The sequence below is a fragment of the Pseudarthrobacter sp. CC4 genome (assembly GCF_048957775.1).
Classification (GTDB): Bacteria; Actinomycetota; Actinomycetes; order Actinomycetales; family Micrococcaceae; genus Arthrobacter.
On record NZ_JARCCZ010000011.1, the window covers coordinates 42942 to 56656 of the forward strand.

The 13715-nt window shown below is 68.2% G+C and carries 11 protein-coding genes; 8 read left to right on the top strand and 3 right to left on the bottom strand.

Annotated elements, in window-relative coordinates:
* Nucleotides 1-28 precede the first annotated feature (28 nt).
* Complete coding sequence (locus PV768_RS09190; RefSeq protein ID WP_421092856.1) at nt 29-2425, top strand: phosphoketolase; 2397 nt, start codon at nt 29-31, stop codon at nt 2423-2425.
* Here the strand turns inward: PV768_RS09190 and PV768_RS09195 are convergent.
* From PV768_RS09195 to PV768_RS09205, 3 genes are all read right to left on the bottom strand, one after another.
* Nucleotides 2418-3170, bottom strand: a complete 753-nt coding sequence (locus PV768_RS09195) for a DUF429 domain-containing protein (protein ID WP_421092857.1) — start codon at nt 3168-3170, stop codon at nt 2418-2420. The two genes, PV768_RS09190 and PV768_RS09195, sit on opposite strands and share 8 nt — an antisense overlap.
* An 8-nt stretch (nt 3171-3178) precedes the next feature.
* Nucleotides 3179-4507 (bottom strand): carboxylesterase family protein, encoded by a 1329-nt coding sequence (locus PV768_RS09200; RefSeq protein ID WP_421092858.1) that lies wholly within the window; start codon nt 4505-4507, stop codon nt 3179-3181.
* An 87-nt stretch (nt 4508-4594) separates the two neighbouring features.
* Nucleotides 4595-5083 carry an inorganic diphosphatase gene (locus PV768_RS09205; protein ID WP_157239765.1) on the bottom strand — a complete coding sequence of 163 codons (489 nt, stop codon included), beginning with the start codon at nt 5081-5083 and terminating at the stop codon, nt 4595-4597.
* A 154-nt stretch (nt 5084-5237) separates the two neighbouring features.
* On the opposite strand from PV768_RS09205, the gene dacB reads away from it, so the two are divergent.
* The 7 genes from dacB (at nt 5238) to folP (ending at nt 13710) form a co-directional block, all read left to right on the top strand.
* Nucleotides 5238-6788: a D-alanyl-D-alanine carboxypeptidase/D-alanyl-D-alanine endopeptidase gene (gene dacB / locus PV768_RS09210; RefSeq protein ID WP_157239763.1), complete on the top strand. Its 1551-nt coding sequence runs from the start codon at nt 5238-5240 to the stop codon at nt 6786-6788.
* Nucleotides 6789-6931: 143 nt separating this feature from the next.
* Nucleotides 6932-8065 carry a zinc-dependent metalloprotease gene (locus tag PV768_RS09215; RefSeq protein ID WP_421092859.1) on the top strand — a complete coding sequence of 378 codons (1134 nt, stop codon included), beginning with the start codon at nt 6932-6934 and terminating at the stop codon, nt 8063-8065.
* A 102-nt stretch (nt 8066-8167) separates the two neighbouring features.
* The gene (tilS, locus tag PV768_RS09220; RefSeq protein ID WP_421092916.1) at nt 8168-9256 is read left to right on the top strand and encodes a tRNA lysidine(34) synthetase TilS; all 1089 of its coding nucleotides are present in this window, start codon (nt 8168-8170) and stop codon (nt 9254-9256) included.
* Nucleotides 9257-9286: 30 nt separating this feature from the next.
* Complete coding sequence (hpt, locus tag PV768_RS09225; protein WP_104996440.1) at nt 9287-9838, top strand: hypoxanthine phosphoribosyltransferase; 552 nt, start codon at nt 9287-9289, stop codon at nt 9836-9838.
* A gap of 222 nt (nt 9839-10060) precedes the next feature.
* On the top strand, nt 10061-12124 hold the full coding sequence (gene ftsH / locus PV768_RS09230) for an ATP-dependent zinc metalloprotease FtsH (protein WP_323057831.1): 2064 nt from the start codon (nt 10061-10063) through the stop codon (nt 12122-12124).
* A gap of 10 nt (nt 12125-12134) precedes the next feature.
* Nucleotides 12135-12779, top strand: coding sequence for a GTP cyclohydrolase I FolE (folE, locus tag PV768_RS09235; protein WP_321215057.1), 645 nt, complete (start codon nt 12135-12137; stop codon nt 12777-12779).
* A 10-nt stretch (nt 12780-12789) separates the two neighbouring features.
* Nucleotides 12790-13710, top strand: coding sequence for a dihydropteroate synthase (gene folP / locus PV768_RS09240; protein WP_323057832.1), 921 nt, complete (start codon nt 12790-12792; stop codon nt 13708-13710).
* Nucleotides 13711-13715 lie beyond the last annotated feature (5 nt).

Genomic DNA, 13715 nt, shown 5'->3' on the forward strand with positions numbered 1-13715 from the left:
GGTGGGCGAACGCGACGTGAGGATGGTTATGGCCGGCAGCATGGGGCAGGGCGAACTTGAACTTGTGGACCGCTGGTGGCGCGCCGCCAACTACCTTTCCGTCGGGCAGATCTATCTCCGCTCCAACCCGCTCCTGCGCGAACCGCTGCAGGCCGAACACACCAAATCCCGGCTGCTGGGCCACTGGGGCACCACCCCCGGGCTGAATTTCGTCTATGCCCACCTCAACCGCATCATCCGCCGCGACTCCGCCGAGATGCTTTTTGTGGCGGGTCCCGGCCACGGCGGCCCCGCCGTCGTCGCCAATGCCTGGCTGGAAGGCACCTACTCCGAGGTCTACGGCCACGTGGGCAACGATGGCGACGGCATGGCCGAACTCTTCCGCCAGTTTTCCTACCCGGGCGGCATCCCCAGCCACGCGGCGCCGGAAAGCCCCGGCTCCATCAGCGAGGGCGGCGAACTCGGGTATTCCCTCGCCCACGCGTACGGCTCGGTCCTTGACAACCCCCAGCTGGTCACCGCCGTCGTGATTGGTGACGGCGAAGCGGAAACCGGCCCGCTGGCCGCCAGCTGGCACTCCCATAACTTCCTGGACCCGGCCACTGACGGCGCGGTGCTGCCCATCCTGCACCTGAACGGGTACAAAATCGCCAACCCCACCATCCTGGCCCGGATGCCCGAAGAGCAGCTGGAGCAGTTGCTGCGCGGTTACGGGCATGAGCCCTACTTCGTGACAGTGGAAGACCCGGACAACACGGAGCAGGCGCACCGCGACTTCGCGGATGCGCTGGAACGCTGCATGGCCGGCATCCGCGCCATCCAGGACTCACGGCGGTCTCCCCGGGCCGGACAGGACGGGGCGGATGCCGCTGCCCGTTGGCCCATGATCGTGCTGCGCTCGCCGAAAGGCTGGACCGGACCGCGCGTAGTGGACGGGCTGCAGGTTGAGGGGACGTGGCGCAGCCACCAGGTCCCGCTCTCCGAAGTCCGCACCAACGGGGAGCACCTGAAGCAGCTGGAAGGGTGGCTGCAGTCCTACCGCCCCGAGGAGCTGTTCGACGGCGACGGCAGGCTCCGGCCCGAGGTCGCCGAGGCCGCGCCCACGGGCGCTTTCCGGATGAGCGCAACGCCGCACGCCAACGGCGGACTGCTGCGGAAGGCGCTAAGGCTGCCTGCCTACCGGGACTACGCCGTCGAAGTCCCGGAGCCGGGGACCGAGCGCGTCAGCCCGATGGTCACGCTGGGCTCGTGGATGCGGGACGTTATCTCGCGGAACATGGAAACGTTCCGGCTCTTTGGCCCGGACGAGACCGCCTCCAACCGGCTGCAGGACGTCTACGAGGTCACGGACAAGGTATGGCAGTACAGGATTGACGACGCCGACGAGCACCTTGCGCGGTCCGGCCGGGTGATGGAGGTGCTCAGCGAACACCTGTGCCAGGGCTGGCTGGAAGGCTACCTCCTGACCGGACGCCACGGGGTCTTCAACTGTTACGAGGCCTTCATCCACATCGTCGACTCCATGTTCAACCAGCATGCCAAGTGGCTGAAGGTGCACCGGCAGCTGCCGTGGCGCCAGCCGGTGGCATCGCTGAACTACCTGCTGTCCTCCCACGTGTGGCAGCAGGACCACAACGGCTTCTCGCACCAGGACCCGGGCTTTATTGACCATGCCGTGAACAAGAAGGCGGAGGTCATCCGGGTATACCTGCCGCCGGACGCCAACACCCTGCTGTACGTCATGGACCAATGCCTGGCCTCCACCGACTACGTGAACATCGTGGTCAGCGGAAAGCAGCCCTCGCCCACCTGGCTGGGCCCCGCCGACGCCGCCAACCACTGCCGCCGGGGGCTGGGGATCTGGGCGTTCGCGGGGTCCGAGGTGCCCGGCGAGGAGCCCGACGTCGTGATGGCCTGCGCGGGTGACGTGCCCACCGTGGAGACCGTTGCGGCAGCGGAACTGCTCCGGGAAGGCGCGCCGGGACTGAAGGTCCGGGTGGTCAACGTGGTGGACCTGATGCGGCTGCAGGACGTGAGCGAGCACCCGCACGGGCTTCCGGCACGGGATTTCGACGGGATCTTCACGGCGGACAAGCCCATCATCTTCGCCTACCACGGCTACCCCGCGCTGATCCACCGGCTTGCCTACCGCCGCTCCAACCAGGACGGCCTGCACGTGCGCGGCTACAAGGAAGAGGGGACCACCACTACGCCGTTCGACATGGCCATGCTGAACGGGATCGACCGGTTCCAGCTGGCCATCGACGCGATCGACCGCGTGCCCGGGCTGGCCGAGAGGCATTCCCTCCTCCGGCAGAACCTCCAGGACCGGCGGATGAGGGCCCGGGAACACACCCGGCTGCATGGGGAGGATCCGGAGGAGATCCGCAACTGGACCCTTGGCGGCGAGGGTCCCGCTAGCTGACGAGTTCCGTCAGCCCGCAGGAGGGCAGGTGGATCCACCCCTCGTCGAGGGCGGCTGCGGCGTGCGCGCCGTCAGGGGGCGCGGTAAGCCCGACGGCGGCCGCGCGGGCGGTGAGGGATGCGACGACGGCGTCGAACAGGTCGTCCGAGGCTGCAAGCCTGTCCTCCTGCCCGGCCAGGTCCAGCCAGGGGGCCTGCTGCCGCAGGTTCGCGAGGAGCATGGAAAGCCGCTCGGTTTCCGGGGTCCCCCGTCCTTTGTAGCCGCGGGCGACCAGTCCCCACAGTTTCAGGGAAGCAGCCGGATAGACCTCCGCGAGGCGTCCTGATCCGTCCCGGGGCTGGGGGCCGTGGAGCGCTGCGATCCTGGCCTGGATCACTGCGCACCGCATGGCCGGGTGCGCCAGCCGGTCCGCGGAGACGCTGAGGGGGATCAGTCCGGTCCGGCGGGTGACGAACCTGTCCGTGTCACGGTAGGCAAGCAGCCGCCGGCCTTCGATGCCGTCATGCGCAAGCACGGGGTCGGCGTCGAAGGCAAGGTGCCCGGTGAGGAACGGGATCAGGGCCCGAGGCCACCCCACCGGGCAGTCGATCCCCGTCATGGCGGCGCCGCCAAACAGTTCCACGATCTCCTGGTCGCCCACATCCAGCGCCAGGTGCACCAGGCCGGCGGAGTCCTTGCCCCATTCGAGGACCGCCACGGCGGTTTTCCTGGCGGCGGCGGCCAGGTCGACGCCTAAAGTCCGCATCGGAACCCTCATGCTGCCCGGTAGCGCAGCGTTCCCGGGATGGTGCCGTGTTTGCCGAGGTCATCGCCGCGGGCGAACCGTGCCCAGAGCGCCCGCAGCTCGCGTCCTGCCGCGTTGACCTCATCCCAGCTGGCGCCGGCAATCAGGCCCACGCCGTCCCACGTGTTCCGGTTGCCGAAAAGCAGCGGGAGGTCAACAGTGTGGGCAGCGCCGAAGATGTTTCCCGGGGCATGCCAGCTTAGGACGTAGCGGTGGGCCTTGCCGCCAGCCCGGGCATGGCGCCGGGCGAACCCGCGCGCCGCCTTCGCATAGACGGTCTCGGTGACCACCCAGTCAATGGCGCGGACGGCGGCAGACCCCACCAGCGGGACGCGCGCCAGCCGGCTGAGGTAGGGGCTGCGGGGCAGGAACAGCCGTGCTTCCTCGGACGTATGCCCGATCAGCACCTCAACGCCGGGCGCGGCGCGGTTCCAGGCGGCTTCAATATCCGGCTCCGCCGGCAGCGGCGCGTGGCCATACTGGGTTCCGAAAGGCATGGCGGCCAGCATGCCGAATTTCCGGGCTACCTGGGCAACGTGGTCCTCCCGCTCAACGATGTCCATGGCGGGGGTGTCCTCGTCCACGGCCTCGGCAACGATGCCCATGGCATGGTTCATTTTCGCCCTGCCGCGGGAGATTCCCAGCGGGGCGCTTTGGATGATGGCCCGCTGGAAGAGGGACGGTGCTTCGGCTGTGGCCATGAGGTGCGCGATCGCGTCACCTCCGGCCGACTGGCCGAAGGCCGTCACCCGGCCCGGGTCGCCGCCGAACGCGGCAATGTTCCGCTGCACCCAGCGGAATGCCTCAAGCTGGTCCAGGAGGCCCAGGTTCCCCGGCCGGCCGGTGCGGGTCGCCAGGAAGCCGAACAGCCCCAGGCGGTACGTCACAGAGACCACCACCACCCGGTTCTCGGACACCAGCGCCGCGGGGTCGAAGATGGCGAGGTCGCCCGAGCCGGTGGTGTAGGAGCCGCCGTGGATCCAGACCATCACGGGGAGCTGTTCGCCGGAGGCAAGGCCGGCGGGCATGGTGATGGAAAGGTTCTGGCAGTCCTCGCTCCCCGGCAGCTCCCCGTAGCGGGTGCCCAGGACGTCATCGAGGAACGGCACCGGCCCCTGCGGGCAGGCGGGCGCGGGGGAGGTGGCGGCAAACGGAACCGTCCAGCCAGGCGCCGGGGCGGGAGGCTGGAAACGTCCGGCGGTGGCGTAAGGGATCCCGGTTGCGCGGACGACGTCCCCGTCCCGCCAGCCGGTGACAGGACCGCAGGGCGGGTTGAAGACTGGCGCTGAGCTCACCAATTCACCTTAAACCACAACGCGGGGTCACTTCCGGCCCAATTCTGGCGAAGAATTCGGCGCGGAGTGACCCCGCGTTGCTTCAGGAAATCAGTGCTTGGTGGGCACGTAACGCTTGATGGAAGCTTCCAGCTCGGCCTCGGCGGCAGCGCGGTCGCCCCAGCCCTCGGCCTTGACCCACTTGCCCGGCTCCAGGTCCTTGTAGCGGGTGAAGAAGTGCTCGATCTCCTTGATCAGGAAGTCGTTGACGTCGCTGACCTCCTGGATGTGGTCGAAGCGGGCGTCCACCGGCACGCAGAGGATCTTGGCGTCTCCGCCGCCGTCGTCCGTCATGTTGAAGACGCCGATGGGGCGGGACTCAACGATGACGCCCGGGTGCAGGTCGAAGTCCTGCAGCAGCACCAGCGCATCCAACGGGTCGCCATCCTCGCCGAGGGTGTTCTCGAAGTATCCGTAGTGCGTGGGGTACTGCATGGAGGTGAAGAGGACGCGGTCCAGGCGGACGCGGCCGGTCTCGTGGTCAACTTCATACTTGACGCGTGATCCCTTGGGGATCTCGATGGTCACGTCATGCTTCATGGAATGCTCCTCGGCAATTGCAGGGGGTTCGCGGCACTTCTGACGGGCAACAAAAAGCACTGTCGGTGCCGCCGACTATTATTGAGGATATAGCGAGAGGCCCTGGAATCAGGAACTTGTGGGGAAATTTCAGGACTTGAGGACCGGCACCAGCATGACCAAGACAATCGGCACGGACCGGCAGTACGGCCGTGTCCGGCAGGCAGCGCTGAGGGGCATCACCGGGCTGCGGAGGTCCTGGCTGCTGGTCCTGCTGGCGGCCCTCCTGGTTGCCCTTTCCGTCCCGGCGGCCCTGCTGGTGGCCCCCGGCTTCCTGGGTCCCGAGGCCCCTGCCCCCGCTCCGCCCGCGCCCGCATGGCAGCAGGCTCCCGCCACGCTCTCTGCCCGGCCGGGCCTGGCCACACTCGACCCTTCGGCGGACGTCCCGGCCCGGGCCGCCGTCACGGCGCAGCTGGATCCGCTGTTAAAGGCCGACGGCGGCGGAACGTTCACCGCGCTGGTCCAGGATGCGCTGACCGGCGAGGTCCTGTTTGACCGCGGCGGATCGGAAGGCCGCGTTCCGGCGTCCAACATGAAACTGCTCACTGCCGTCGCCGCCCTGCGGTCCCTGGGGCCCGGGCGCCGTTTCAGCACAACTGTTGTTGCCGGGCCGGTGCCCGGGCAGGTGGTGCTGGTGGGCGGCGGGGACGTGCTCCTGGGGCCTGGCGAGTCGAACCCCGAACGGGCAATGGGACGCGCCGGCCTGGCATCCCTGGCTGCCGGCACGGTGGAGGCGCTGAAGGCTGACGGCGCGGCGGGGGAGCTCAAGGTCCTCGTGGACGACTCCCTTTTCTCCGGACCCGCGCTGAACCCGGCCTGGGACAGCGGGGATGTGGCCGCCGGCGAAGTGGCACCCTTGTTCCCCCTGGCCCTGAACTCAGCCCGGTACGATCCCGCTGTCACCACCGGTGCACGCCCGCAGGACTCCGCCATGGCTGCCGCCGAGGAGTTTGCGGCCCGGCTGCGAACGGCAGGCGCCGCCGCGGGACTCACTGTGGCAGCCGCCGTCGAACGTTCACCCCAGCCGGCGGGAGCAGGCGCCGCGGCAGCCCGCGCGGCGGCAACGGCCGCTCCCGGGGAGGATTCCAGTGAACCGAGGCTGCTGGCGGAGGTGCAGTCCGCCACCGTGGCCGAACAGGTGGACGTGATGCTGCAGGACTCTGACAACTACCTGGCGGAAGCATTGGGCCGGCTCACGGCACTGGCGGACGGGCTGCCCGGCAGCAACGACGGCGCCACGGCAGCAGTCCGTGCGCAGCTCTCCGCAGCCGGCCTCGCCACGGATGCCCTGAAGCTGGTGGACGTCTGTGGACTGGCCATGGGCAACCAGGTCTCGGCCCGGCAGTTTACCGAGGCGGTGCGGGCCATCACCTCGGGCACGGACCCCAGGCTGCGGGCCGCGCTGGACGGATTCCCGGTGGCCGGCCTGACCGGAACCCTGGACACCCGCTACGGCGGCGATGCCACTGCCGGCGGTGCCGGGCTGGTGCGGGCCAAGACCGGCACGCTGAACACAGTGCTCGCATTGAGCGGCTATGTGGTTGACGCGGACGGCAGGCTGCTGGTCTTTTCCTTCATCGGCAACGGGCTCACCCCCGGGGCTGCGGGCAACAAGGAAGCCCTGGACCGCGCCGCCACCGCGCTCGCAGGCTGCGGCTGCCGGTAGCAGCAAGTAGGATTCGCGGCGCGCTTTCCGCATCCTGTGAATCGCCTGTGCAAGTGCGTCCGTGGCCGGCCGGGTGCCCCGAAGGGTTCGCCGGTCAGCGAACTTAAGGACTATCCACAGCATGCTGTGTTCTGATGGGAACCATGGAGCCCACTGCACGCGAGTCGTCAACCCAGACGTTGTCCGCCACGGCACAGTCCTTGATCAACTGGGACCTCGCCGCCTCCACCGCCGCACGCCTGGCCCCGGCCGGGCCCGTGCTCAGCGAGGCCGCCATGGGTGAGGCCGTGGACAGCCTGCGCCGCCTGGCGGATGTGTCCGTTGAGCACGTCCACCAGATCACCGGGCTGGAGGCGGCACGCGACCTCCGGGACTCCTCCGTGCTGGTGGTGGACCGGGCGTCATGGGCCAAGGCAAACACGCAGAGCTTCGCGGTGATGCTCAAGCCTGCCATGGAAAAGATGCTGGAAAGCCGGCGCGGCACGCTGAGCCCCGGCGCCGCCAGCGTCAGCGGGGCCATCACCGGGAGCCAGCTCGGCGCCGTCCTGGCATTCCTGGCCAGCAAGGTCCTGGGGCAGTACGATCCCTTCGCCGCACTCGCGGAAGGCTCCACCGCCCCTGCCGGCGGCAGGCTCCTCCTTGTTGCCCCGAACATCGTGGCCGTGGAGCGCGAACTCAACGTCGCGCCTGAGGATTTCCGCCTCTGGGTGTGCCTGCACGAGCAGACCCACCGCGTGCAGTTCGCAGCTGCCCCCTGGCTGCGGCACCACATGCTTGAGCAGATCGACGAACTCAGCGTTCACCTGCTGGGCAACGTCGACTCCCTGATGGAGCGGGCCACCGCCGCCGCACGCTCCCTCAAGGACCGCACCGCCTCCGGAAACACCCCCGGCCGCGGTGCCATCCTGGACCTCCTCCAGGACCCGGAGGAAAAGGCGGCCATCTCCCACCTCACCGCCGTGATGAGCCTCCTCGAAGGCCACGCGAACGTGGTGATGGATGCCGTGGACGCCAGCATCATCCCGTCCGTAAAGACCATCCGGCAGCGGTTCAACGACCGCGGCAAGGACCGCGGCGTGATCGAAAAGTTCATCCGCAGCCTCCTTGGCCTGGACGCCAAAATGCGCCAATACTCGGACGGCGCCAGGTTTGTGGGGGCCGTGGTGGATGTGGCCGGCATGGAAGGCTTTAACAAGGTGTGGGAGTCCGCAGACCACCTGCCCACCGAGCCGGAGATCCACGACGCCAAGTTGTGGCTTGACCGGATGGGACTCTGATTGCCTCGCAGCGAGTCACCTGACGCAGCATCCGGCGGCCCGGGCGGCGACAGCACCGGCGGGAGGAGCGGCTTCCAGAGCGGACGACGACGGCCCGGGAGGCTGGCGCCCGTCGTCGGCAAGGCGCGTAAGGCGCTCCAGGACGCCTTGGCGCAGGCGGGTTACCCGCGGCATGTCCTGGTGGCCTGCAGCGGCGGGCCGGACTCCCTGGCGCTGGCCGCCGTCGCCGCCTACTTTGCCCGGCGCGGGCACGTGGACGGCCACCCGGTCACGGTGGGAGCGGTGGTGGTGGACCACCAGCTGCAGGAAGGGTCCGCAGGCGTGGCTGCGGAAACCGCGCGGACACTGCGGGACCTGGGGTTGGCGCCCGTGGAGATCCGTGCCGTGACGGTGGCAACGGCCGGCATGGGTCCGGAGGCAGCGGCCCGGGAGGCCCGGCATGAAGCGCTTGAAGCCGCCGCCGCCGGCCAGGGCGCCGGAGCCATCCTGCTGGGCCACACGCTGGACGACCAGGCGGAACAGGTGCTCCTTGGCCTGGCCCGCGGCTCCGGCACGCGCTCCCTTGCCGGCATGAGGCCGGAGCGGGGACTCCTGCTGCGGCCGTTCCTGGGGCTCCGCCGGGCGGATACGGAGGAGATCTGCGAGGTGGAGCAGCTGCAGCCCTGGCACGATCCCACCAACTCGGACCCGTCCTTCGCGCGTTCCCGTACCCGGGTGGAAGTGCTCCCTCACCTTGAGGAAAAACTGGGCCCCGGCGTCGCCGAATCCCTCGCCCGGACCGCTTCAATCCTCCAGCTGGACGCCGACTACCTTGAGGACGTGGCGGAAACCACGTTCTCGGCGCTCGTTGAACGGGACGGCGCCGAAGTGAGCCTCCCGGAGGAGGCGTTGCGCGCCCTCGCCCCGGCCATCAGGTACCGCGTCATCGCCAAGGCGGCGGCCGACGTCGGCGGGCAGCAGCCCGGCTACCAGCGCCTTTTGGCGGCGGAGGCGCTGTTGCGGAGGCAGGGCTCGGCCGGGCCGGTGGAGCTGCCCGGCGGGGTGAGCGCCTACCGCCTGTCCCTCGCGGAGCTGGAGGCGGCGGGAACCGTAAGCGGCCCGGCCGCAACCGATAACGCCAACCCCGTTCCCCGCGAAGCGGCCCGCTGTGGGAAGCTAGTATTCCGGCCTCAAAAACCGCCCGCAAAATAGTCGCACCCCGCATCTACACAGGAGCCATTGGTGGATTCAAACGACGTCCAGGCAGACCTCAAGCACGTTCTCTACACCAAGGAACAGATCCAGCAGCGCATCACGGAGCTGGCTGAGCAGATCGACAAGGACTATGAGGGCCGCGAAATCCTCATCGTGGGCGTGCTCAAGGGTGCGGTGATGGTCATGGCGGACCTGGCCCGGGCGCTGCACAGCCACATCTCCATGGACTGGATGGCGGTGTCCTCCTACGGCTCAGGCACCCAGTCCTCCGGAGTGGTCCGGATCCTGAAGGACCTGGACACGGACCTGATGGGCAAGGACGTGCTGATCGTCGAGGACATCATCGATTCCGGCCTCACCCTGTCCTGGCTCAAGACCAACCTGGAATCCCGCGGCACCGCATCCGTGGAGATCTGCACCGCTTTCCGCAAGCCCACTGCCGCGAAGGTGGAGATCGACGTCAAGTACGTCGGCTACGACATCCCCAACGAGTTCGTGGTGGGCTACGGCCTGGACTACGCGGAGAAGTACCGCAACCTGGACTTCGTGGGCACCCTGGCCCCGCACGTCTACGAGTAGGCCCCCGGCACGCCGCCGTCGGAAATAGTCCGGTGACACCACGCCCCCTGGAGCAGGTCCTCCGCCGCCCTGGCGCCACTACGCCCACAGGGAACTTTTGCCGTCCATCATGCGTGATCTACTCCGGACGGTGTATAGCTAGAAGCTGACGCAGCACCATCACGCGCGCAGACTACTCGCCGTGCAGCACTACCGGAAGGGACGGGGCCAGCCCCCGAACAGATGAAAGCTAAGAACTTCTTCAAAGGCCCGGGCATCTGGATCGTCGTCGTGGTCGGTCTGCTCCTGGTGGCCTTTGCAACGCTGGCCCCAGGCGGTGCGGCACGGATCGACACTGACAAGGGCCTGGAACTGCTCTCCGGAAACCAGGTGGAGCAGGCCAAGATCTTCGACGGCGAAAACCGCGTGGACCTGACTTTGAAGGACAACCTGCAGCTTGACGGGCAGGACAAGGGCAAGAGCGTCCAGTTCTTCTTCGTGGACGCCCGTGCGCAGGACGTGGTCAAGGCGGTAACCGAGGCCAAGCCCGCCCAGGGCTATACGGACCAGCCCATCGAGAGCAACTGGTTCTCCGGCCTGCTCTCCCTCCTGATTCCCGTCATCCTCCTGGGCGCCCTGTTCTGGTTCCTCATGACCCGCATGCAGGGCGGCGGCTCCAAGATCATGCAGTTCGGCAAGTCCAAGGCCAAGATGGTCAGCAAGGACATGCCGCAGGTGACGTTCGCCGACGTCGCAGGATCCGACGAGGCAGTGGAGGAACTCCAGGAAATCAAGGAATTCCTGCAGGAGCCCGCCAAGTTCCAGGCCGTTGGCGCCAAGATCCCCAAGGGCGTGCTGCTCTACGGCCCTCCCGGTACCGGCAAGACCCTCCTGGCCCGCGCCGTCGCGGGTGAGGCCGGCGTCCCCTTCTTCTCCATCTCCGGCTCCGACTTCGTGGAAATGTTCGTCGGCGTGGGTGCCTCCCGCGTCCGCGACCTCTTCGAGCAGGCCAAAACCAACTCCCCGGCCATCATCTTCGTCGACGAGATCGACGCCGTGGGCCGTCACCGCGGCGCGGGCATCGGCGGGGGCAACGACGAACGCGAGCAGACCCTCAACCAGCTGCTGGTGGAGATGGACGGCTTCGACGTCAAGACCAACGTCATCCTCATCGCCGCCACCAACCGGCCCGACGTGCTGGACCCCGCACTGCTGCGTCCGGGACGCTTCGACCGCCAGATCGGCGTGGACGCACCGGACATGATCGGCCGCGACCAGATCCTGCAGGTACATGCCAAAGGCAAGCCGATGGCACCGGGCGTGGACCTCAAGGCCGTGGCCAAAAAGACCCCCGGCTACACCGGCGCGGACCTGGCCAACGTCCTGAACGAAGCCGCGCTGCTCACCGCCCGCTCCAACGCGAACCTCATCGACGACCGCGCGCTGGATGAAGCCATTGACCGCGTCATGGCCGGCCCGCAGAAGCGCAGCCGCGTCATGAAGGAACACGAGCGGAAGATCACCGCTTACCACGAAGGCGGGCACGCCCTCGTGGCAGCCGCACTGCGGAACTCCGCCCCGGTCACCAAGATCACCATCCTTCCCCGTGGCCGCGCCCTGGGCTACACCATGGTGGTCCCGGACAACGACAAGTACTCCGTGACCCGCAACGAACTGCTTGACCAGATGGCCTACGCCATGGGCGGCCGCGTGGCCGAGGAGATCGTGTTCCACGATCCCTCCACCGGCGCGTCCAATGACATCGAAAAGGCCACCGGCACCGCGCGGAAGATGGTCACCGAATACGGCATGAGCGAGCGGGTTGGCGCTGTCCGGCTGGGCCAGGGCGGCGGCGAACCGTTCCTGGGCCGCGATGCCGGCCACGAGCGCAACTACTCGGACCAGATCGCCTACGTGGTGGATGAGGAAGTGCGCCGCCTCATCGACCAGGCCCATGACGAGGCCTACGCCATCCTCACCGAGAACCGGGACGTCCTGGACCGGCTGGCCCTGGAACTGCTGGAACGCGAAACGCTGAACCAGGCCGAGATCGCCGATATCTTCAGGGACATCCGCAAGCGCGACTTCCGCGAGGTGTGGCTGTCCAAGGAGAGCCGCCCGGTCCAGATGGCGGGCCCCGTGGAGTCCCGCCAGGAAAGGGCGGAGCGCGAGGCCCAGGAAGAGGCCAAGAAGGCGCGCCTGGACGAGCCTTTGGACGCGCAGCCGCCGCACCCGCAGGGTGTTCCCGAGGATGCACCGTTCCGGGGCGGGGTAACGGACGCGGGGCCTGACGCCCTTCGCGGCTAAGCTTTCTTACGTGACCCACTTCGACGACGACGACGTTTCCGCCTCCGCCGGCTACCCGGCGGAGGGCGGCGCCCACCACTCAAAGCACAACAAAGTGGACCGGCCCCGGATCGAGGCAGCTGTCCGTGAAATTCTCCTGGCCATTGGAGAGGACCCGGACCGCGGCGGCCTCGTAGACACCCCCAGGCGTGTGGCCAAGGCCTACGCCGAGGTGTTTGCCGGGCTGCACCACGACCCCGCGGACGTCCTGTCCACCACCTTTGACCTGGACCATGAGGAACTGGTCCTCGTCAAGGACATCCCCTTCTATTCCACGTGTGAGCACCACCTGGTGCCGTTCCACGGCGTGGCCCATGTGGGCTACATCCCGTCGCATGAGGGCAAGGTGACGGGCCTCAGCAAGCTGGCCCGGCTCGTGGACATCTACGCCCGCCGCCCGCAGGTGCAGGAGCGCCTCACCACTGAAATCGTCGAAGCGATGGTCCGCCACCTCAAGCCGCGCGGCGCCATCGTCGTTGTTGAATGCGAACACATGTGCATGTCCATGCGCGGTATCCGCAAGCCCGGAGCGAAGACCGTCACCAGTGCGGTCCGCGGGCAGCTTCATGACCCGGCCACCCGCGCCGAAGCCATGAGCCTCATCCTCGGAAGGTAATCAACAGACCATGGATTCACTAGCTGCAGCGCCGGGAACCGGCCCCGCAACCTCGCCACTGCCCGTCCTGCGCAAACCGCGCCCGGCAGCCCGGTTCGAAGACCTGCCCACCGGCCGCACCCTGGTGATGGGCATCCTGAACGTCACTCCGGATTCCTTCAGCGACGGCGGCAGCCACCCCACGGCGGACACCGCCATCGCGGCAGGGCTCCGCATGTTCTACGCGGGCGCGGACATCATCGATGTCGGAGGCGAATCCACCCGGCCCGGCGCCGAGGACGTCAGCCCGGAGGAAGAACAGCGGCGCGTGGTTCCCGTCATCGAGGCGCTGGTGAAGGCCGGCGCCCTGGTCAGCATCGACACCACCCATGCCTCCACGGCCGCCGCCGCCCTGAAGGCCGGCGCCGCCATCATCAACGACGTCTCCGGGCTCACCATCGAACCGGAAATGGCCGAGCTCGCGGCCTCCTCCAAAGCGCCTTACATCCTTACGCACCGCCGTGGCGACGCCCGCACCATGAACTCGCTGGCCGAATACAAGGACGTGGCGGCGGAAGTGGCAGCCGAGCTCGCCGGGGTGCGGGACAAGCTCTACGCCGCAGGCGTCAGCCAGGAACAGATCATCATCGATCCGGGCCTGGGGTTTGCCAAGAACGACGCACAGAACTGGGAGCTCCTGCAGCACCTGGACCAGCTGGAAGGCCTGGGCCACCGGATCCTCGTTGGTGCGTCCCGCAAGCGGTTCCTCGGCACCCTGCTCACCGTGGCCGGCAAGTCCGCCGCCCCCGAGGAACGTGACGGGGCCACCGCCGCCATCACAGCCATCAGCGCCTACCGCGGCGCCTGGGCCGTCCGCGTGCACGACGTCGGCCCCAGCCTTGACGCCGTCAAGGTGGCCGCGCGCATGGCCGCACCCCGCGCCGGCAGCTAAGCGCA